The organism is Paraburkholderia sp. GAS82 (assembly GCF_050436285.1).
GTDB classification, from domain to species: domain Bacteria; phylum Pseudomonadota; class Gammaproteobacteria; order Burkholderiales; family Burkholderiaceae; genus Paraburkholderia; species Paraburkholderia phenazinium_B.
In genome coordinates this window covers 35,460-56,089 of record NZ_JBNDLX010000003.1, presented here as the reverse complement: position 1 = coordinate 56,089, position 20,630 = coordinate 35,460, and the positions used below count along the sequence as shown (strand labels likewise).

Genomic DNA, 20,630 nt, shown 5'->3' with positions numbered 1-20,630 from the left:
AACGAAGCGACCCGGCCACAAATCAGCATTCGACAATATTCACCGCCAACCCGCCGCGTGAAGTTTCCTTGTACTTGGTCTTCATATCCGCGCCGGTTTCACGCATCGTCTTGATGACCGAGTCCAGCGAAACATAGTGGCTGCCATCGCCGCGCAATGCCATCCGTGCCGCGTTGACCGCCTTCACCGACGCCATTGCATTACGTTCGATACACGGAATCTGCACCATGCCGCCAACCGGATCGCAGGTCAGCCCGAGGTTATGTTCCATGCCGATTTCCGCGGCGTTCTCGACCTGCTCGGGCGTGCCGCCCATCACCGCCGCGAGTGCGCCGGCGGCCATCGAGCAGGCTACGCCCACTTCACCCTGGCAACCCACTTCGGCACCGGAAATCGACGCATTCAGCTTGTACAGAATGCCGATCGCTGCTGCGGTCATCAGAAAGTCGATCACGCCTTGCTGGTTCGAGCCGGACATGAACCGCGTGTAGTAATGCAGCACGGCGGGGATGATGCCGGCGGCACCGTTCGTCGGCGCAGTCACGACACGACCGCCGGCGGCATTTTCTTCATTGACGGCAATTGCGTACAGATTGATCCAGTCCACCATCGACAGCGGATCACGCAACGCCAGTTCAGGATTTCCCGACAGGGAGCGATACAACTGCGGCGCACGCCGCTTCACCTGGAACGGACCTGGGAGATTGCCATCCGCATCCGGATTGCCGATGCCGCAACCGCGCGCCACGCACGACTGCATCACGTCCCAGATCTTCATCAAGCCGGCGCGCGTTTCCTCTTCGGTATGCCAAACGCGCTCGTTCTCCCACATCAGTTGCGCGATGCTTTTGCCGGTCGCCTTGCACAGCGCTAGTAGCTCATTGCCGCTGCGGAATGAATGCGGCAATTGATCGACCGCGCTCAGCACCTTGGTATTCGGCGCCCCCGCAGTGACCACAAAGCCACCGCCGACGGACAGGTAAGTCGCCTCACGCAGCGTCTGACCTTGAGCATCGAACGCGTGCAGCTTCAATCCGTTCGGATGCTCGGCGAGCGCCTGCCGGTAGAAAGAAATGTGATCCTTCTGCACGAACGGCACCGGGTGTGTGCCAAGCAGCGGCAAAGAGCGCGAAGTGCGCACGGCTTCGAGACGCTGCGCGATCGTATCGGGATTGACGGTATCCGGCGCGTCGCCCATCAAGCCGAGCATCACGCCGCGATCGGTGCCGTGGCCCTTGCCGGTCGCGCCGAGCGAGCCGTACAGATCCACCTTCACTGAAGCCGTACCCGCAAGCAGTGCGTCGCGTTCGAGCCCCTGGACGAACATCAGCGCCGCGCGCATCGGCCCGACCGTATGCGAACTGGACGGACCAATGCCGATTTTGAAAAGGTCGAACACACTGACTGCCATTACTGCTCCTGCATATAAAAAACGGGGTTAACGTGCCGGCAACGGCAGGCACACGGCCAGCCACGCGGGCGGGGTCGGCGCGAGCCGCAGCGCGATCGGCGCATAGCGGCCATCGAGACGCGCCGCCAGGTGAAACAGTTCAGCCGCGTTCTTCGGATCCCAGTCACCCGAATAGCCGGGCAAGCCGGCTTCGCGACGCTTCGCATCGAACGGGACGTCCGAATGCACAAATTCGTCATGCGTTTTGGTGCCCAACGCGTAGGGCGTCAACCAGTTCAGCGCGGTGCCCAGCGTCGCGTCGTTGGTGGCCTTCTCCGGCAACCAGTTGCGGTTGTGACGGCGCGCGGCCAGCGCGGCGGTCACGAGCGGCTGCAGATCGTAAGTCACGTAGTGCAGCGCGTCGCGTTCCTTAAAGTCGATCGTCGAACCGTCCGGCTCGATGTTGTCGCCAATATGTTCGACAAACAGACGCTGCGCCGCGTTGATCATCTTGCGGTTATCGAGCGTGAAGGCGGCCATCGCTATCAGTTTGACCCGGTGGCTCTGCCAGTTATTGCGAAACGAGCCGGTTAGCGGGCGCGGTTGCGCGTCGATCTGCGCGATGTAACCGTTTCCAAGCTTCGTCAGAAACGCCATCGCTGCGTTGCGCGTTTTCACCGGCAACGCGCTTGCGGTCATGTCGTAGGCGAGGATCAAGCCTTCGAAACGGGTTTCGTCGATCGGGTTGAAGCTCGGCTGATACGTCGTGACCCAGGCGTACAGCAGACGGTCGACCAGTTTCAGATAGCGGTCGTCACTGGTGGCGCGCCAGGCGAGCGCCGCGTCACGCAGGAGGTCCAGATCTTTCTCGGCTTCGACGCTCTGATCGTAGATCCCTTCGTGCGGTAAGGTGCCTTCGGTATGCAAGGTCGCCACCGCGTGCGCCTGATCGTTCAGATGCGCTTCCACGTTGGCGACCAGTGCCTTGACGCCCGGATCGGCATTTGTGCGTTCGCTGGTTTGCAGCGCTGGCGCTGCACAGAAATTCATCGCTGCGCGGGCGTGCCGCACCGGCAGCATGACGGCGCCGCACACCAGCAGCAGCGTCGCGAGCGGCGTGCCCGCGGCCTGCCAGGACGGCATGCGCCGTGAATAGCTCGGGCTTTCCATCATTAGCACCTTTCGCACCATGCGACACTCCTTCGTTGGGCTGATTGGTGTGTGATGTTAGCCGTTCCCGGGCACGAACGACAGGACCGCGCGTCACCGTCAGGTGGCGCGCGGTTCAAGCCAGCGGATGCGACGCGGTTACTCGTAATCCGCGATGGGTACGCAGGAGCAGAACAGGTTGCGGTCGCCATACACGTTGTCTGCACGGCCAACCGGCGGCCAGTACTTCCTCGCAATCAGCGACGGCAGCGGATACGCAGCGGTTTCACGCGCATACGCATGCTTCCAGTCGTCCGCAATCACCACGGCCGCTGTATGCGGTGCGTGCTTGAGCGGATTGTCTTCACGGTCCGAGCGGCCATCTTCGACGGCGCGGATTTCCTCGCGGATCGCAATCATCGCTTCGATGAAACGGTCGAGTTCTTCCTTCGATTCCGATTCGGTCGGTTCGACCATCAGCGTGCCCGGCACCGGGAAGCTCATGGTCGGCGCGTGGAAGCCGTAGTCGGCGAGGCGCTTGGCGACGTCGTCAACGGTGATGCCGCTGGTTTCCTTGATCGGGCGCAGGTCGAGAATGCATTCGTGCGCGACCAGTCCGCCGGGGCCCGAGTACAGCACCGGATAATGCGGCGCCAGCTTGTTGGCGACGTAGTTGGCGTTGAGGATCGCGGTTTCGGTCGCAGCCGTGAGGTTTTTCGCGCCCATCATCGCGATGTACATCCACGAGATCGGCAGGATCGAAGCAGAGCCATACGGCGCGCCCGACACGGCGCCGATGCCTTGCGGCGCACGCTCGTAACCCGATGACGTCTGGTTCGGCAGGAACTTCGCGAGATGCGCGCCGACTGCCACCGGACCGACGCCCGGGCCGCCACCGCCGTGCGGAATACAGAACGTCTTGTGCAGGTTCAGGTGCGAAACGTCGCCGCCGAACTGGCCCGGCGCCGTGAGGCCGACCATTGCGTTCATGTTGGCGCCGTCCACATACACCTGACCGCCGTGTGCGTGCACGATCTCGCAGATTTCGCGCACGTTGGCTTCGAACACGCCGTGCGTCGACGGGTACGTGATCATGATCGCAGCCAGCTTGTCCGCGTGTTGCGCGGCTTTCGCCTTCAGGTCTTCAATATCGACGTTGCCTTGCGCATCGCAGGCGACTACCACGACCTGCATGCCGGCCATCTGCGCCGACGCCGGGTTCGTGCCGTGCGCCGACGCGGGAATCAGGCAGACGTTGCGATGACCTTCGCCGCGCGATGCGTGATAAGCGTGGATGATCAACAGACCCGCGTACTCACCTTGCGAGCCGGCGTTCGGCTGCAGTGAAACTGCTGCGTAACCGGTCGCCGCCACGAGCATCTGCTCGAGCTGATCGATCATTTCGCGGTAGCCGACAGTTTGCTCAGCCGGCGCGAACGGGTGAATCTGACCGAACTCAGGCCACGTGACCGGCAGCATTTCCGAGGTCGCGTTCAGCTTCATCGTGCAGGAGCCGAGCGGGATCATCGAGCGGTCGAGCGCCAGGTCCTTGTCGGAGAGGCTGCGCAGGTAGCGCAGCATTTCCGTTTCCGAATGATGACGGTTGAACACATGGTGCGTGAGATACGCGCTGGTGCGTTCGAGCGCGGCCGGCACGGAGCTTTCCGCGGGCAGTTCGGCGTCGAGCGCGTCGATTTGTGGCACTTCGCTCACGAACGCCGCTTGCGCGAACACGGCCAGCAGATCGGCGAGGTCGCTGCGCTTGGTGGTTTCGTCGAGCGAGATGCCGACGCGCGTGTCGCTCACGCGGCGCAGGTTGATGCGTTTGGCGACCGCCGCGTCGTGCAGCGCCTGGGTGCGGGCGCCGGTTTCGAACGTGAGCGTGTCGAAGAATGCTTCGTTGACGAGCGTATAGCCGAGCTTTTTCGCACCGGCCGCCAGCAGCGCGGCGACGCGGTTCACACGCTGGGCAATCGTCTTCAGACCTTGCGGGCCGTGATACACCGCGTACATGCTGGCCATGATCGCGAGCAACGCCTGCGCGGTACACACGTTCGAAGTCGCCTTTTCGCGGCGGATGTGCTGTTCGCGCGTTTGCAGCGCGAGACGCAGCGCGGGCTTGCCCTGTGCGTCGACAGTGACGCCAACGAGACGGCCCGGCATTTGCCGCTTGAATTCGTCGCGCACGGCGAGATATGCCGCGTGCGGACCGCCGAAGCCGACCGGCACGCCGAAACGCTGCGTGTTGCCGACAGCCACGTCCGCGCCCCATTCGCCCGGCGGCGTGAGCAGCGTGAGCGCGAGCAGATCGGCGGCAACCACCACATAGCCGCCTGCAGCATGGACAGCTTCAGCCAGGGCACGGTAGTCGCGCACATCGCCGTTCACGCCCGGGTATTGCAGCAGCACGCCGAAGGCGTTGGCGCTCGCGGCATCCGCAGCCGGGCCAACCTTCACTTCGATGCCCACCGGCGTAGCGCGCGTCTTCACCACTTCGATGGTTTGCGGCAGCACGTCGTCGGCGACGTAGAACACGTTCGACTTCGGCTTGCCCACGCGTTGCAGCAGCGTCATCGCTTCGGCGGCGGCGGTGGCCTCGTCGAGCAGCGATGCGTTGGAGATGGCGAGGCCGGTCAGGTCGATGATCATCTGCTGGAAGTTCAGCAGCGCTTCGAGACGGCCTTGCGAGATTTCCGGCTGATACGGCGTGTAAGCCGTGTACCACGCCGGATTTTCGAGTACGTTGCGCAAGATCACCGTCGGGGTGTGCGCGTTGTAATAGCCCTGCCCGATATACGAGCGGAACACCTGGTTCTTGTCGGCCAGCTCACGCAGCGCGGCGAGCGCTTCGGCCTCGCTCTTCGGTTGCGCGAAGGGGCCGAGCGGCAGCGTTTCGGTGCGGCGGATCGTCTTCGGAATCACGGCGTCGATCAGCGCGGCGCGCGAGGCGAAGCCGAGGGCTTCGAGCATCGCCTGGCTGTCGGCCGAATCCGGGCCGATATGCCGTTCAGCGAAGGCGTCATGCACTTCGAGCGCGGCGAGCGAGAGAGGAGTGCGGTTCATCAGACGATCCGGGTGTTCGAGCTTCATGGGGTGTTCCTGGCGGTGCGGCCATCCGCGTTCGTCGGACGCCGCACCTGACGGTTAAAGCGGGTTTGAAATAACTTACTCGCCGATCGACTTGCTGTATGCGTCGGCGTCGATCAGGCGGTCATGCGTCGCATCGGCTGCCGGCTTGATCTTGAACAGCCAGCTGTCATACGGCGTGCTGTTGACGGAGTCAGGCGTATCGGCGACAGCCGTGTTGGCTTCGATGATTTCGCCCGAGACCGGCGCGTAGATATCGGAGGCGGCTTTCACGGATTCGATGACCGCGACGGTGTCGCCGGCGCTAACGGTCTTGCCCAGTTCCTGGACCTCGAAGAAGACGATGTCGCCGAGCGCTTCTTGCGCGTGGTCGGTAATGCCGACCGTCAGCGTGCCGTCTGCTTCGGTGCGGACCCATTCGTGCGATTCGGTGTATTTCAGATCGGCCGGGATGCTCATCGGATGCTCCTGTGCGGTGTGTACGGTAAAAACTTAAAAAGGAGGAAGCGCGCGCAACGAAAGCTTAAGCAGCAAGAACTTTGCCGTTGCGCACGAACGGCAGTTTTACCACGCTTGCGGGAAGGGCTTTGTCACGGATTTGCACGTGGACGACATCGCCGGGCTTCACGTCCTTCGGCACGCGTGCGAAGGCGATGGATTCCTGCATGGTGGGCGAGAATGTACCGCTGGTGATTTCACCTTCGCCGTGCGGCGTGACGACCTTCTGATGGGCGCGCAGCACGCCGGCAGCCTTGCCGTTTTCCTTTTGCAGGATCAGTCCGACGAAAGCGCACTGGCAACCGTCCGCTTCGAGCTTCGCCTTGCCGACGAAGTCGCGCGGCGAATTCAGATCTACGGTCCAGGCGAGACCGGCGTCAAGCGGCGAGACATTGTCGTCCATGTCCTGGCCGTACAGGTTCATGCCGGCCTCGAGGCGCAGCGTATCGCGTGCGCCGAGACCGGCCGGGCGCACGCCCTGGCGCACCAATGCGTCCCAGAACTCGCAGACGGACGTGGAAGGCAGCACGATTTCGAAACCGTCTTCGCCGGTGTAGCCGGTGCGGGCAACCATCAACTCGCCGAACGGCGTGTTCTCGACGATGGCGGCGTTAAACGGCTTGAGGAGTTCGGTGGAGGTGCGGGTGGACGGCGCGACTTGCCAGACCTTTTCGCGGGCGTTCGGACCTTGCACGGCGACGATCGACAGATCGCGGCGCGGCGTGATGGTCAGGCCATAGCCGCCTTCGGCGTTGAGCTTGCCGAACCAGGCGATGTCCTTTTCTGCGGTGGCAGCATTGACCACCAGGCGGAAGTGGGTTTCGGAGAAGAAATAGACGATCAGATCGTCGATCACGCCGCCGTTCGGGTTCAGCAGGCAGGTGTAGAGCGCCTTGCCCGGCGCTTGCAGCTTGCCCACGTTGTTAGCGATTGCGTGTTCGAAAAACGCGCGGACGCGCTCACCGGCGAAATCGACCACACACATGTGCGACACGTCGAACATGCCGGCGTCGGTGCGCACCGCGTGGTGTTCGTCGATTTGCGAGCCGTAGTTGACGGGCATGTCCCAGCCGCCGAAATCGACCATGCGGGCCTTCAGCGCGCGATGGGTGGCGTTAAGCGGGGTGTGTTTGAGTTCGGTCATCAGGGCCTCAGGCAATCTCGACGGATAACAAAAAGGCCATGCGGCTTCATTCCTCGCGGCCAAAAGCCTGCGAGCGATGCCATGCATGACCCCTCTGTCCTCGATACCTGAGAGATTGCGCTGCCGTGCGGGTTTGCAAGTGACTGCAAGCCATCACGGTGAAACGCGCGCCCCTTCGGTGGGCAGCCTGCCTGGCTCGATGATGTTCGATGCCGGTGGCTACTGCCGCTCTCCAGAGTGCGAAAAACCGGTGCCTGATGAAGCTCGGACGATGCCGGAATCAGACGGGTTCTTCGACGCAGCCGGTCCTTTTGCCTGAGAGTTTGTGGGTGTGCCCCTTCGGCGGCGCGGCCCGCAAAAAACATGGCGGCCAACGCTCTCTCCCGACGCGTGCGGCGAATGTACGCGAGGCCCCGAGGCTTGTCAAATGAAGGCTCTGGAGAGCTATGCGGCGGTGCAGCGGGCGGCGCGAGCGCCAAAAAAAGCGCGGGGGAATGACCCCCGCGCCTGTGCTTTCACGGCGAATTGCTGAACAGATTGACTGAGCGGCTTACTCGCCGATTGCGTGTGCTGCGCCGTCGAGTTCCTGGTTCAGCACGCGCTGCTCTTCACCCGACAGGCCACCACCATGCTGGGCAGACATGTCACGCGCTTCCTGACGGATCACGTCGAGGCGGTGATGCAGCGCGCCACCTTGCGGGGGCGGGTAATAGCCTTGATTGACGTGATTGTCGATGCGGCGGCTCAGGTTGTCAGCGCGGCCGTAAACCTGATTCAGGCGCTGAACTGCGATTTCGTGCGGGTTAGGTCCCGGGGGCGGTGCCTGTTGCGGGACCACACAGGCGGCCAGCGAAGAAACCAGTGCCAGACTTGCCAGCGCACGGGTGAAACGTTGCATGCGTACTCTCCTTTTGTTGGTCGGAGTTAACGCTTGAGCGCTTACTCCGGTCCCATGCAGTTGCCTGCGGTCGTCGTGGTCTTGATCGACGGTTAGATCGATATCGTGAAGCAACGGCTAGCCGCAGCCACACGATGACCTGAATTCAGAAACATATTGTAACGGAGCGTCCCTTTCGGAACTGTTAGCAGCGGTTGTCAGCATGTAAGCTGCGACTTGCGCGGCGATCTCAGCGGATTCGCTCGAAGGGCAGGCGCCGGCCTTCCTCTTCGCTGCGCGCGGCCAGTTCGATGATCGTCATGACGTCGACGGCGTCCTGAGGGCTAACCGGGAAACGCTCGCCATCGAGGATGGCTGCCGCCAGCGAGCGATAGAAGCCGATATAGTCGCCGTCGCGGGTCGGCACGGCGCGTTCGGTTTCCTGATTGTTCGCGTCCAGTACGCGCAGCAGACCCGCCGGGTTGCCGCCAGCAAAACCGGCGTCGCCCGGGCGCAAACCTGCTCGCAACTGATCTTCCTGGGTGTCGAGTTCACGCTTGACATAGCTGCCGCGCGTGCCGTCGATTGCAAAGCGCGGCGGCGCGAGCGCGGTGAGGGTGGTTGCGTGCAGCACGACTTCGAGATCCGCGTAGCCCAGCTGCAGATGAACGTAGTCGGTGGCGCCCCCGCCATCGCGATGCGTTTTGACGGTGGCCGACACCGTGGCGGGCGTGCCGAAGAGCGCCAGCGCCTGGTCGATCAGATGCGGCCCGAGATCGAACAGCAGGCCGCCGCCGCGCGACGCTTCCTCGCGCCAGCGCGGCCGCACATCCGGACGGAAGCGGTCGAAATGCGACTCGTAGTGGGTGATACGGCCCAGCTCACCGCTGGCGAGCAGATCGCGAACGGTGAGGAAATCGCCGTCCCAGCGACGGTTGTGGAACGGCGCGAAGGTGAGGCCTCGCGCCAGCGCCAGGTTGGCGAGCGTGAGCGCCTCCGTGGCCGTCAGCGTGACCGGTTTGTCGACCACCACGTGCTTGCCGGCTTCGAGCGTGCGTTTGGCGAAGTCGAAGTGGGTGTCATTTGGCGTGGCAATCACCACGCATTGGATGTCGTCGAGCGCGAGCAGCGCATCGAGATCGGGCACGACTTTGGCGTGCGGATAGTCAGCCCGAGCGGGCTCGGGCTTGCTTGTCGCGATCGCAGCGACCGTGGCCCGGCCGCAGTGCTCGATCACCGGCGCGTGGAAGGTGGCGCCAGCAAAACCGTAACCCATCAATCCTGTTTTCAGCGGTGCAGACATGTGAGTTTCCTGCAAGAATGCGCGCCGCTTTGCCACCGCGGCGACGACGCGCGGCCTGTAATTGTGGCATGTCCGAGCCGTCACCGGCTTCGTGTTAGCATCCCTGCCCGCACCCTCAACCCGCAACGCCCCCCGCCCAAACACGATGTCCGCTGGCCTGAATCCCGCTCAAAACGAAGCGGTGCGCTACCTCGATGGTCCCTGTCTTGTGCTTGCCGGCGCAGGCAGTGGCAAGACGCGCGTGATTACGCAGAAAATTGCGCACCTGATCGAAGTCAAAGGCTTCGAGCCGCGCCATATCGCGGCCGTTACCTTCACGAACAAGGCGGCGGCGGAAATGCGCGAACGCGTCGGCAAGCTGCTCGAAGGCAAGACGCTGACCACGCCCGGTAAGGAAGGCCGCAAGGTGCCCGTCAATCAGTTGACGGTGTGTACCTTCCACTCGCTCGGCGTGCAGATTCTGCGCCAGGAGGCCGAACACGTGGGCCTGAAGCCGCAGTTCTCGATCATGGATTCGGACGACTGCTTCGGCATGATCCAGGAACAGGTCGGCTCGACGGATAAGGGTTTCATCCGCAAGATCCAGTCGATCATCTCGCTGTGGAAAAACGGCCTGATCATGCCGGAAGAGGCGGTGGCGATTGCTGCGAACGAGGACGAGCACCAGGCGGCGATTGTCTACCGCAACTACGTCGCCACGCTGCACGCTTACCAGGCGGTGGATTTCGACGATCTGATCCGCCTGCCCGCCGAGCTCTTCGCGAAGAACGAAGCGGTGCGCGACCGCTGGCAGAACAAGCTGCGCTATCTGCTGATCGACGAGTACCAGGACACCAATGCTTGCCAGTACGAGCTGCTGAAGCAGCTGGCCGGCCCGCGTGCTGCATTCACGGCGGTGGGCGACGACGATCAGGCCATCTACGGCTGGCGCGGTGCGACCCTGGAGAATCTGGCGCAGCTCGGCAAGGATTTTCCGAAACTGCATCTGGTGAAGCTGGAGCAGAACTACCGGTCGACAGTGCGGATTCTGACGGCCGCCAACAACGTGATCGCGAACAACCCGAAGCTGTTCGAGAAGAAGCTGTGGTCCGAACACGGCATGGGCGACACGATCACCGTGACGGGCTGCAATGACGAGGAACACGAAGCCGAGTCCGTGGTCTTCCGCCTGTCGGCGCACAAGTTCGAGCGGCGCGCGCAGTTCCGCGACTACGCGATCCTGTATCGCGGCAATTTCCAGGCGCGGATCTTCGAGCAGGTGCTGCGGCGCGAGCGGATTCCGTATGTACTGTCGGGCGGCCAGTCGTTCTTCGACAAGGCCGAGATCAAGGATATCTGCGCGTATCTGCGCCTGATCGCCAACGCGGACGACGATCCTGCTTTCATCCGCGCCATCACTACGCCGCGGCGCGGCGTGGGCAACACGACGCTCGAGGCGCTCGGGTCGTTCGCGGGTCAGGCGAAGGTGTCGCTGTTCGAGGCGGTGTATATGGGCGGGATCGAGGCGCGGCTGTCGGTGCGCCAGGTCGAGCCGCTGCGCACCTTCTGCGATTTCATGCAGCGCCTCACCGACCGCGCGGAAAAAGATCCGGCCACCGAGGTGCTCAACGACCTGATGGACGCGATCCACTACGAGGCCTACCTTTACGACGCGTTCGACGAGCGCCAGGCTCAGTCGAAATGGCAGAACGTGCTGGAGTTCGTGGAGTGGTTGAAGCGCAAGGGCACCAAGCCTGAGCCGGAAGCGGGCTCCGAGGCGACCGGCTACGACAACGCAGACGGTCTCGCAGATACCGGCAAGAACCTGCTGGGCCTGATCCAGACGGTGGCGCTGATGTCGATGCTCGAAGGTAAAGAGGAAGATCCGGACGCGGTGCGGCTTTCGACGGTGCATGCGTCGAAGGGGCTCGAGTATCCGCACGTGTTTCTGGTGGGCGTCGAGGAAGGCATCATGCCGCACCGCGGCGGCTCGGACGACGCGCCGATCGACGATGCGCGTATCGAGGAAGAGCGCCGGCTGATGTACGTGGCGATTACGCGGGCGCAGCGCAGTTTGCATCTGAACTGGTGCAAGAAGAGAAAGCGCGCGCGGGAGACGGTGGTGTGCGAGCCGTCGCGGTTTATTCCTGAGATGGGACTGGACGAGGCACCGCCGCCGACGGCGGAGGAAGCGCCGATGACGCCGAAGGACAGGTTGGCGAGTTTGAAGGCGTTGTTGCAGAAGCCTTGAGGGCGGTTTTGGCCTTTGTGACGTCCGGTGCTGTAGCGCTAGTCAGCGCCTGAACGTAAAAAATCCCTGCTCGTGTTGCCACGGTGCAGGGATTTTTCTTTTGGTTTTGCTTGTTTAACCGATGCCCAGGTTGCGCACCGGTTACCGCTTACTTCGCTGCACTGACCATGTAGTCGACGGCTGCCTTCACGTCGGCATCGGACGCGTTCGATCCACCTTTAGGCGGCATCGCACCCTTGCCGTGCAGGGCGTAGTTGTAAATCGTGTCCATCGGATCCTTGAGACGCGGTGCCCATGCCGCTTTGTCGCCGAACTTCGGGGCATTCAGCACGCCAGCGGCGTGACACGCCTGGCAAACCTGCGTGTAGAGCGCCTTGCCGGCCTGCGAGGCGTCCGCGCTTTGCGCTGCGTCTCCGCCAGGCGCGGCTGCCGGTGCGCTGGCGATCGAGGCAAGCGCGGCCGCTGCCTGGGACGCCGCTGCCGCGCCAGCGTCAGCCGGGGCGCCGGAAGCGGGTGCAGCCGCCGCGGCAGCGCCTGAGGCCGCTTGCGCTGCTGTCGGGGTCGCCGGTTGGGCAAAATTGCCGCCGGAATTGTTCGCCATATAGACGACGGCGCGGGCAATCTCGAAGTCGCTAAAGTCGTCCGGGCTGGTGCCGCCGCGCGGGGGCATGGCGCCCGTGCCGGTCAAGGCCGTGTGGACGAGCGTGTCGTAGCCTTGCGCGATGCGCGGCGCCCAGTCCGTGGTGTTGGTGAACTTCGGTGCGCCTGCCGCTCCGGTGGCGTGACAGGCCGAGCAGACCGCCTTGTAGACTTCCTCGCCGGTCTTGTAGACGCGCGGCGCGTTGGCGTCGCGAATGTCGACCTGGGCTAGCGGCGCGATGCGGGCGCTGACCTCGGCGTCGGAGAGACTGTCGGTACCGGCGCCGGTGCGCGTCCAGTTGTCCGCGTAGATCGCGAGCAGGACGATGATGACAACTGGAATAGCAAAACCGGCAATGATGGCGGCAATGAGCTGCCCGGGTGTCTTGATCGGGGCTTCGTGATTTGGTGCTTCGCTCATGCTTGTCTCGTCTCCCGTGGGTATTGTGAGCGGTACAGCGTGACGCCAACGACCTTATTCTTTATAGCCACTGGCGATTATAGACGGAAGGTTTCAGCGGCGGCGAGGGCTGGCGGGGGGTATTCAGCGGGCGTTTACCCCTATCGGCGGTTTGGGCTGGGGGATATGGGCTGGATCGCCCGTGGCGTGTGCCGGGCGGTCGGTGGACGGGTCGGCTGAAACCGGGTATCCTCTCGGTCTCGATTTGGTGCCGGTTTCACGGTTTTACGGCGCTTTTCGTGTCAATGCGCCCGTAGCTCAATGGATAGAGTACTGCCCTCCGAAGGCAGGGGTTGCTGGTTCGATCCCAGCCGGGCGCACCAATTTTGACAGGGGTTCTCGCGAATCTGCCTGTTTCTGCTTTCCTGAACTACACCTAAATTACACCCACTCGCCCGCGTATGGCGTGGAGTGTGCGTCATACGCGGTGCGTCTTTAGCCAGTCGCGCAGCGCGTCATTCATCCGCGTTTGCCAGCCGTCCCCGCTTGCTCGGAAGCGATCGATAATCCCAGCGTCGTACCGAACCGTTACCGCGACCTTGAAGCTGATCGACCTCTTCCCATCCCTGAGTCGGTCTAGGCAACCGTCACGCTGTGATGTAAAGCGGTCGTGATGCTCGACTTGCGCGCGCAAAACGCACCAGTGGGCCAACGACTCGGGCTCCATCTCTCCATGCTTCGACCATCACAAACGATACCGAGAAGGTAAAATTTCGTTGCACCTTGTCGGGTGCGCTTTCCTGTCGGCGCGGCGAGTCAGGTACACGGTTTGCTTTCTATCGGGGGATTTGCTGATTCCGCGGCGGCCCCTTGTTTGAACCTTCGCAGACGATTCAAAAATGACAACTCACACATCTCCAGCGTCGCGCCATTCGAACGTCGAAACGGGTGTACCGGGCCTCGATACCATTCTCGGCGGAGGTCTGGTCGGCGGCGCTTTGTACCTGATAGAAGGCATGGCTGGCGCGGGCAAGACGATTCTGTCGAGCCAGATCGGCTTCCATCGTGTCCTCCAGGGCGAGAAGGTGCTGTATATGACCTTGATCGCTGAATCGCACGACAAACTCCTCGGGCATTTGAGCGCACTCAGCTTCTTTGACGAGAAAGCGGTCGCGGAGAAAATGTTTTTCGTCTCGGGCTATCACGCGCTTATGCAGGGCGGACTTGATGGCTTCCTCAAGCAGGTTGCCTTGAGCCTCCACCAGTACCGCCCGGGTCTGCTCATCGTCGATGGCTTTCGCAGCGCACGCGAGTTCAGTGAAACGGACCTCTCGCTGTCCAAATTCATCCATGAGTTGAACGCGCTGGTTGCTGCCATGAACTGTACAACGTTGCTGCTGGCTCCTTTGTCGGGTAACGAGCCGCATCCCGAACATACGCTCGTCGACGGCCTGATTGAGCTCAACCGTTACAGCGATGGCATGCGTCGCACGCGCGAAATTGAAGTCCACAAGATGCGTGCTCGCGATCACATGCTGGGCAAGCATTTCTTTCGTATAACGGACAGCGGCCATGTCATGTTTCCACGGCTGGAAGCACGATGTGCGGAGCAGCCTGGACCGGCCGACCTCAAGGCGCGCCTCGGATCGGGTATTCCACGTCTTGATGAGTTGCTCGGCGGAGGGTTTATAAAGGGCTCCACGACCACCCTGATGGGCGCATCGGGAATCGGCAAGACGCTGCTTGGGCTGCAGTTTCTATCGGCCGGTGCGCAACGCGGCGAAAAGTCCGTCTATCTTGGCTTTTACGAGTCGCCGCAACGGCTCATCGGCAAGGCTGAATCCGTTTCAATTCCGTTGCAGGCGGCGTGCGACGACGGGCGGCTGACCGTCCAGTGGCAACCGGCTATTGAACTGGCAATAGACGAACTGGCAGCCACCGCTCTCGCTACGGTGAAGCAGACCGGCGCGACGCGACTTGTGCTTGACGGTATCGACGGGTTTCGTGATTCAGCAATGCGCACTGGCCGGTTTGGTCTGTTCCTCAACGCATTGACTCATCAGTTACGCGCCGCAGGGGTGACAACGCTTCTCACAGAAGAAGTGCCGTTCAATTCCGATCCCTCCGTTATGCGCGGAATGCGTCTCTCGGCCATGACTGAAAATCTCATTTTGCTGCGCTATGCGGAAACCGACACGGGTCTGCATCGAATGATCTCCGTGGTCAAACAGCGCGAAAGCGCGCACGATTCTTCGCTTCGGGAGCTCGTCATTACCGAGAAGGGACTCGATGTTGTCGACGCTTTTCCGGGTGCGGCGGGTTTGCTCGGTGGCCGCGGGGCCGCCGCAGGGGTTGTTGGCCGGCTCGACAGTTGACGCGCCATGAAAACGATCATGGTCGTGGATGATGAGTTCGATCTTCTGACTATCTGGAGCCTGCTGCTCGAACAGGTCGGCTATGCCGTCATGACAGCGCCCGACGGTGCGGTCGCGCTTGAGCTGATCCGCAAGGCTAGGCCGGACCTCATCCTCAGTGACTGCATGATGCCAGTCATGTCCGGCCCAGAGCTATGCGCTGCCCTCTTCGCAGATCCGGACCTGCGGTCAATCCCGATAATCCTTTGCAGCGCAGCCGTTGACATACCGCGACAGCCCAATCCCGTGATCGCCTATTGCCGCAAGCCTCTCTCACTCGACATGCTGCTTCCGATCATCGAGAAAATGCTGCCTTGAGCCTGGGCCCCTGGCGAGGGCATGAATTGGTCGATTGATCGCTCGCGCCCCACCGCGTGCAGAGCGTCCCAAAGTAGGCACCTATGTTTGCGCGCCCCTCGCATATAGAAACTTGCGAGACACAAACAAGCGTTGTGGTGGCGAGCGCTCTTTGGGACCGTTTCTTGCGCAATGTGGCGGCAGCGAAAAACGAAAACTGACCAATCGGTGGCCACAGATGTACTCTATCTTGCTCGTGGATGATGAGCCGCAGCTTCTCACCGTCTGGTCCCTGATCCTTGTCAACGAAGGATACAGGGTGACTTGCGCGAGCAATGGCATCGAGGCGCTCGAATGCCTCAAACACGACGTGCCCGACCTCATTGTCACCGACTGGATAATGCCATTGATGGACGGGCTGACCCTAAGCCGCGCGATTCGGGCTCGACCCGATCTCGCACATATCCCGATTCTCGGACAGTCAGCCACGCCACCACCGGATTTTCTCCAGCCCGGCTGGGATCTCTGCTTAAAGAAGCCAGTGGCCGTGGCGCTCTTTCTTACAACCGTTAGCGACTTGTGCACGCGCCCTCTAACGGATCCCGACGGTGCAGACGAAAGCCTGTAAAAAAACGCCCGCCTCAAGGACGGGCAATTCCATATCAGCAGGCGATATGGAGAGGAGACAAGGCCACAATAGTCGCGGCATTCGCGGATTGCAACTCTCCAAAAAAGCGCCAGCTGCTGCGGAATGTGAAGCGCCGCAGCCTACCTATTTCGGCCCGTCAGCTCGTCGGAGCGGAGGAGAGGTTTTTGAGGGACCGCGGCCTTTGGCTCAAACAGGTCGGCTGGCGATTGGACGCCTAAGATGATCGGTGTTGCTGGAGCGGCGTAGCGCTCAAAGGCTAGTGACCGTATCGTTGGTCCGAAGGGGCCGGCCACCATCACTCAAAAATAGCTCTTCTTTTTTTGCAGTCCCCTCCTCGCCTGCGAGTTGCGCTTGACCCGCTGGCTTTGATGCATCAGGCAATTCATCTAAAGCGAATCGACTAAGGCGATCCAGGGGGAAATCACGAACGTGCCGCGACAGAGAGCTGATGCATTTTGACGCGCCCTCGATCGCCTCTATCCGATTTCTTTAGATCCAAGCCACGAAGTCGACAAGGTCCTGCTCATGGGTTGCGTGATTAGCATCCCCATTTGCCTGCAAGGCCCCTATGAAGGCCATCCGGGCAGCATCACTCTTCTGAATACCCAGATGAGCCTCAATCGCTCCTCTCTCCCACACCCAGATCCCGTGAGCGCGGAAGTGGGCAGATAGACGCGCCACCTCAGCGCTCATTGCTGCCGCCATTAGACCGAACGCTTTCTCTGGTCCGACGGCTGCGACTACGCCCGCCGCGCTTCTTCTGGCCGGCAAGCCGTCTGGATCGAGTTGAAAGTTTTGCGCTGGCTGATTTGCGGCGAACCAAGCGTGACATGCGGCAAAGTCCGCGTCAGTGTTAGTTATCAAACCGGAGCGAAGTCCTACCCTAAACACAAAATCTAGGTCGACGACGGCTTTTGGTGAGAAACCCACAGCCCGCAAGACGTGCATCATTGGTGGAATGGAGGTGCTACTTGACCCATCGACTAGACAAGCTTTGTCTTGAGCCAGTGTCCTTCCCTTGATCGCTTTGTATAGCGTCGGAAGAATCATCATTTCTGTCTTTCCTTCGACGAGAAGGACCGTCTCGGAAAACATTAGATATGTGGCGTGTTGAATTGCGAAAACTACACTTGTGTGATGTGGGTTAGCAGCTATCGTAGTTGCCGCATCAGCTAGTTTGTCCCGAACCACGGTTCCACTAGCCACCGTTTTATAGACCATGCTCGTGTTGAGCACGTCGTCTGCGCCTAGGAGTAGGGGTGAGTGCGTTGAAAAAATAACCTGAAAATTTTGCTGAGAAAGTAATTTGAGTGATTCTCGTAGAAGCTCAATTGCTTGTGGATGTAAATAAAGTTCGGGCTCGTCGATAAGTAACACAGTAATTGAGCCTGCTGCAGCCTGCTGATTAATTTGCGATGCCAGCAATTTTATCAGCGCCATTTGTACCGTGCGTTGCGCACCATGCCCGAACGAAGTGAATGGACGTTGAAGTCCGGGAGCGTCAGAGAGTGAGATCGTTGCGCTCTTGATTAAGTCGTCAAAAGAGGGCGCCTGAATATCCAAGTGAAGTGAAAGTCCTGGAAAAAAATCGTCGATCGCCTGAGTTGCGTCGCCTTCTAGGGTATTTATTTCTTGTATCCGGGTGGGACCATGTAGGTGTGCACCCACGGATTGCAGATCTGTTAAAACGTTATTTAAAGCTGCCGCATTATTCGCGCGGATTTGGTCCAGTGTGTATTTTAGAAGCAATCCTATTGTATTTTTTGCTGCGAAGCGGCTGATATCGTCGGCGGCGTCGTCCATTGCTTCTATATAAAGGGGATCGGGAAACAAGACACCAATGGCATTGTCTAGGCCTGTTGGATTTGCATCCCATTGTCCGGTTTGTGGATTGAGTACGTCCACTTTAATCTGTCCTGCGGGTGCATTTGGAATATCCTGACGTCGCCTAAATCGCAGCTGCCCTTGTGTTATAAAAGGATCGATTTGATTGCGTTGGTTTGGGGGGAGTAGATTAACATTGACTGCAGATATTAGTCCCTCCACGATCACCGGAACTGTGGAATTGTGAAATGCGGCAGTAGGCAGAACGGATTTACGAAGGAGCCAGCTGATAGCTCGCAATATATTTGATTTTCCAGAATTGTTGTATCCAATTATAGGATTAAAGCTGGAAAGGGAAACTCGAACCGACGAGCATGAACAATAGTTATGGATTACGACTTCCTCTAAACGCATATGGCCCTCATTAGATATTGTGATGTTTTTTGGAATGCGGAATTCATCCACCCGACTTGTCGAGGGGAGCCGCGAAGCCATTCTGTGGTTGCAGGACCGGGAAATCAACGACCACGAACAATTGGACGAGAATCATCTGCGCAGTCACGGCAAGATTTGGTGGTGTGCAAGACGACACGCGGCCACTCAGCAGTAGCCGACAGGCACCCCGGTTGTCACGGCAGAACCGCTCCGTGGGCAAAGCAAAGTTTGGGACGGTTATTCCCTGAATCCTGAAAAATCACCGCCAGATAGGGCGTTGCGGGATTTTTTCGTCCAGGGAACCCGGTGTTGAGACGACCAGAGTGCCGATCCGCGTATCCGCGCGGCAGCACTGTGCCCTGCGATACGCATGGCCACGATGTCTCGATTGTTAACCCAAAGTCGCTGGCCGCGCCGCAGGATTTCTACTTGATCTCGGGTTCGCCACGTAAATGCGGTCGAATGCGTGCCCACTCCAAGACTTTCAACTCGCGATCAAGTTCTTCGAGTTCCTTCAACGTCTCTATCGGATCAAACACCTCCTTGGTGGCAAACGTGTTGCCCTTTCGATCCGAGGGATATCTATGGCGCTGATCCAATGTCGAATGGAACCGCTCCTGATCCTCCGGAAATAGGTCGAAGTTTAGGCTGACGCTGAAGCGGGGTGGGACTTTGAAAGAAAACCTTAACTCGGGATAAAGGCGACGATAGTCGAGGAAGAGTCTGCTTAAGTCGTGGGTCTTCGGCGCTGAGCCTTGCCCAGAAACAGCGGCAATCGCTCCTTTCAGGAACAACTCAACGCCTTGGCGAGCTAGGTGCAATATGACTCGACTCGAGGAATACTGAGAACTGAAACCACCTTCGGACATGCTTTCGCACAAGCATCGACTCGCTTCGAGGAACGCGCGCGAGAGCCAAAAAGCTCGATCCCACTCGGCTAGGCCAGCAAGTTCTTGGGAAAACGATGGATCAGAATCCTCTTTCACGTCCTTTCCCCAGTGCTGCGTAATCTCCGTAACCCGTTTGCAACGATATAACCCGTTGCGAGTGCCAGTGCGCCGCACACCTGTCGATAACGGGCAATTACGCTTGATTCATTCTGCCACGCTCGTCCCCTCTGCCCGAGAGGCCGCGGCCGACCATGCATGAGCAAACAATCATAGAGTTTTTAGGGCGGGTGTGCGCAGGCGAATCGAATGATGGCAATGGGCTGAATATGCCTTGCACATAAGTTGACTGCAGCCTGTAATAGCTGCTGCATTCAATAACCGCTTGTGTTGTCGGCGGTCGCTCGCCGAGAGGAGCCGACTCCGTTGGTCCATCGACTCGCCATCCCGCCCACACGGCCATCACCCTGCCCAAACCCGGACATTGAACACTTACCCCACCTCAAGCATTCATCCCCCCATCAACCGTAAGATTCGTCCCGGTAACGTACGACCCCTCCGGCCCAGCAACGAACGCCACCATCGCAGCAATCTCCTCAGCGCGCCCATATCGATCAAGCGCCGTGGCAGCCTTCTGCGGCACAGCCCAATCGCCCGAAGCGGGATTCAGGTCCGTATCAATCGGCCCCGGTTGAACGTTGTTGACCGTAATACCCCGGCCCCCAACCTCTCTAGAAAGCGCCTGAGTGAACATCCTGACAGCCGCTTTGGTAGCGGCGTAAGGCACCAGCCCCGGCGTAATAGCCCGCTCGCCCACCGCCGAACCGATCATGATGATGCGGCCACCGTCACTCAAACGCTTCAGCGCAGCCTTGGTCGTAGCGAATACGCCGCGGATGTTGATGTCGATCACTTTATCCATCTCCTCCAGCGTCGTGTCTTCGAACGTTTTCGGAATGGCCGTACCGGCATTGTTCACGAGCACATCAAGCCGGCCGAAGGTCGTAAAGGTCTTTTCAACCGCAGCCTCGACAGCGTTAACATCAGCAGCGTCAGCCTGAATCGCAATAGCTTTCCCGCCGCTGAGTTCAATCTCTTTGACCACGGCCGAAGCCGCGTTCGCGTCCTTCGCGTATGTGAGGGCCACGCTCGCCCCATCCGCGGCGAGGCGTTTCGCAATTGCCGCACCAATACCGCGTGAACCGCCGGTAACGAGGGCCACTTTGTGAGCTAAGTTAGACATGTCATTTCCTAAGGAGTCCGTACGCGACTCATCGCGTCACTGATTCGGTTGACGATTCATTGCCCGTTATCTTCGCCCGGAGCACTTTTAGAACGAGTACCTTCCTGGCTCCGCACCATCGCAGAGATCGACGAAAACCATCTTCGTACGCTTTGAACGTCGAC

16 protein-coding genes, 1 tRNA gene and 2 riboswitches are annotated in these 20,630 nt (G+C 60.3%); of the genes, 5 read left to right on the top strand and 12 right to left on the bottom strand.

All coding sequences use genetic code 11. The annotated features are described in order from the left end of the window. Window positions 1-22: 22 nt before the first annotated feature. The 7 genes from P3T17_RS10620 to P3T17_RS10590 all read right to left on the bottom strand — a co-directional run bounded on the left by P3T17_RS10620 (window position 23) and on the right by P3T17_RS10590 (window position 9,448). Window positions 23-1,411, bottom strand: coding sequence for an L-serine ammonia-lyase (locus P3T17_RS10620; protein ID WP_429406562.1), 1,389 nt, complete (start codon window positions 1,409-1,411; stop codon window positions 23-25). A 27-nt stretch (window positions 1,412-1,438) separates the two neighbouring features. Next, complete coding sequence (locus P3T17_RS10615) at window positions 1,439-2,533, bottom strand: alginate lyase family protein (RefSeq protein WP_429407184.1); 1,095 nt, start codon at window positions 2,531-2,533, stop codon at window positions 1,439-1,441. 165 nt (window positions 2,534-2,698) lie between these two features. Next, window positions 2,699-5,629: an aminomethyl-transferring glycine dehydrogenase gene (gcvP, locus tag P3T17_RS10610; RefSeq protein ID WP_429406559.1), complete on the bottom strand. Its 2,931-nt coding sequence runs from the start codon at window positions 5,627-5,629 to the stop codon at window positions 2,699-2,701. A 75-nt stretch (window positions 5,630-5,704) separates the two neighbouring features. Beyond that, window positions 5,705-6,085 carry a glycine cleavage system protein GcvH gene (gcvH, locus tag P3T17_RS10605; RefSeq protein ID WP_074262921.1) on the bottom strand — a complete coding sequence of 127 codons (381 nt, stop codon included), beginning with the start codon at window positions 6,083-6,085 and terminating at the stop codon, window positions 5,705-5,707. A gap of 64 nt (window positions 6,086-6,149) precedes the next feature. Then, window positions 6,150-7,268 (bottom strand): glycine cleavage system aminomethyltransferase GcvT, encoded by a 1,119-nt coding sequence (gene gcvT / locus P3T17_RS10600; protein ID WP_429406556.1) that lies wholly within the window; start codon window positions 7,266-7,268, stop codon window positions 6,150-6,152. 84 nt (window positions 7,269-7,352) lie between these two features. Continuing rightward, window positions 7,353-7,514, bottom strand: a riboswitch (glycine riboswitch). Window positions 7,515-7,560: 46 nt separating this feature from the next. Next, window positions 7,561-7,664, bottom strand: a riboswitch (glycine riboswitch). A 154-nt stretch (window positions 7,665-7,818) separates the two neighbouring features. Then, window positions 7,819-8,166 carry a hypothetical protein gene (locus P3T17_RS10595; RefSeq protein WP_074262919.1) on the bottom strand — a complete coding sequence of 116 codons (348 nt, stop codon included), beginning with the start codon at window positions 8,164-8,166 and terminating at the stop codon, window positions 7,819-7,821. 229 nt (window positions 8,167-8,395) lie between these two features. Then, a complete protein-coding gene (locus P3T17_RS10590) occupies window positions 8,396-9,448 on the bottom strand; it encodes an oxidoreductase (protein WP_429406554.1) in 1,053 nt (350 codons plus the stop codon). 145 nt (window positions 9,449-9,593) lie between these two features. Between P3T17_RS10590 and P3T17_RS10585 the strand changes: the two genes are divergently transcribed. Then, window positions 9,594-11,678, top strand: a complete 2,085-nt coding sequence (locus P3T17_RS10585) for a UvrD-helicase domain-containing protein (RefSeq protein ID WP_074262917.1) — start codon at window positions 9,594-9,596, stop codon at window positions 11,676-11,678. A gap of 148 nt (window positions 11,679-11,826) precedes the next feature. Here the strand turns inward: P3T17_RS10585 and P3T17_RS10580 are convergent, their stop codons facing one another. Then, window positions 11,827-12,738: a c-type cytochrome gene (locus tag P3T17_RS10580; RefSeq protein WP_429406552.1), complete on the bottom strand. Its 912-nt coding sequence runs from the start codon at window positions 12,736-12,738 to the stop codon at window positions 11,827-11,829. A gap of 286 nt (window positions 12,739-13,024) precedes the next feature. Between P3T17_RS10580 and P3T17_RS10575 the strand changes: the two genes are divergently transcribed. After that, window positions 13,025-13,100: transfer RNA gene (locus tag P3T17_RS10575), tRNA-Arg, on the top strand. A gap of 95 nt (window positions 13,101-13,195) precedes the next feature. Here P3T17_RS10575 and P3T17_RS10570 read toward each other — a convergent pair. After that, the gene (locus tag P3T17_RS10570) at window positions 13,196-13,444 is read right to left on the bottom strand and encodes a BrnA antitoxin family protein (protein ID WP_429406550.1); all 249 of its coding nucleotides are present in this window, start codon (window positions 13,442-13,444) and stop codon (window positions 13,196-13,198) included. Window positions 13,445-13,616: 172 nt separating this feature from the next. On the opposite strand from P3T17_RS10570, the gene P3T17_RS10565 reads away from it, so the two are divergent. The 3 genes from P3T17_RS10565 (at window position 13,617) to P3T17_RS10555 (ending at window position 16,056) form a co-directional block, all read left to right on the top strand. Continuing rightward, window positions 13,617-15,092, top strand: coding sequence for an RAD55 family ATPase (locus P3T17_RS10565; RefSeq protein ID WP_429406548.1), 1,476 nt, complete (start codon window positions 13,617-13,619; stop codon window positions 15,090-15,092). A gap of 6 nt (window positions 15,093-15,098) precedes the next feature. Then, window positions 15,099-15,449, top strand: coding sequence for a response regulator (locus P3T17_RS10560; RefSeq protein ID WP_074262914.1), 351 nt, complete (start codon window positions 15,099-15,101; stop codon window positions 15,447-15,449). Between the two features lie 217 nt (window positions 15,450-15,666). Continuing rightward, entirely contained in the window at window positions 15,667-16,056 is a 390-nt protein-coding gene (locus tag P3T17_RS10555) for a response regulator (RefSeq protein WP_429406547.1), read from the top strand. A gap of 510 nt (window positions 16,057-16,566) precedes the next feature. Here the strand turns inward: P3T17_RS10555 and P3T17_RS10550 are convergent. The 3 genes from P3T17_RS10550 to P3T17_RS10540 form a co-directional block, all read right to left on the bottom strand. After that, window positions 16,567-18,315, bottom strand: a complete 1,749-nt coding sequence (locus P3T17_RS10550; RefSeq protein ID WP_429406545.1) for an ATP-dependent nuclease — start codon at window positions 18,313-18,315, stop codon at window positions 16,567-16,569. Window positions 18,316-18,761: 446 nt separating this feature from the next. Beyond that, window positions 18,762-19,322, bottom strand: coding sequence for a hypothetical protein (locus P3T17_RS10545; protein ID WP_429406543.1), 561 nt, complete (start codon window positions 19,320-19,322; stop codon window positions 18,762-18,764). Window positions 19,323-19,725: 403 nt separating this feature from the next. After that, a complete protein-coding gene (locus P3T17_RS10540; RefSeq protein ID WP_074262908.1) occupies window positions 19,726-20,466 on the bottom strand; it encodes an SDR family NAD(P)-dependent oxidoreductase in 741 nt (246 codons plus the stop codon). Window positions 20,467-20,630 lie beyond the last annotated feature (164 nt).